Source organism: Pseudomonas sp. TREG-RG-20F-10-E-6-01, from assembly GCF_022662455.1.
Classification (GTDB): domain Bacteria; phylum Pseudomonadota; class Gammaproteobacteria; order Pseudomonadales; family Pseudomonadaceae; genus Aquipseudomonas.
On sequence record NZ_JAKNQP010000041.1, the window covers coordinates 1 to 607 of the forward strand.

The following is a 607-nucleotide window of genomic DNA, read 5'->3' on the forward strand; positions in this document are numbered from 1 at the left end:
GGCTGGAGCTTCGAAAACTACAGTTCCGCTGGACTTGCCTGCTTCGATATTGATCGTCTGGCCGTTGCTCAAGGTAACCGTCACAGCGGTTTGCGCTGGATTGGTCAGCGTGGCGGTGTAAGTGATGTTGCCGCCTTCAACGACCGATGTATCTGCCGTCAGAGTGACGGTAGTGGTGTCGATCGAATCAGTGATCGTGGTGACCGCTGGGGCAGTACCTGGAACCAAGTTCTCAAAGTTACCGCCAGTTGCACTGGTAATAGTGGTGCTGACAGTCGAACCATTGTTGTAGACGTCGTTGGCCGGAGTTTCGAAAACTACAGTTCCGCTGGACTTACCCGCTTCGATATTGATCGTCTGACCATTGGAAAGCGTCACAGTCACCGCAGTTTGCGCCGGGTTAGTCAGCGTAGCGGTGTAGGTAATGTTGCCGCCTTCAACGACCGATGGATCAGCCGTCAAAGTGACGGTGGTTGTGTCGATCGAGTCGGTGATCGTGGTGGTGGCTGGCGCTGGGTTTGTTGCCAGATTCTCGAAGTTGCCACCGGTAGCGTTGGTGATCGTCGTGTTGACGGTCGAACCGTTGTTGTAGACATCGTTGGCCGGA

1 protein-coding gene is annotated in these 607 nt (G+C 54.7%); it reads right to left on the reverse strand.

Annotated elements, in window-relative coordinates:
- Window positions 1-607: immunoglobulin-like domain-containing protein (locus L8K08_RS30180; protein ID WP_242201989.1), on the reverse strand; the 607-nt coding region annotated here is incomplete at both ends.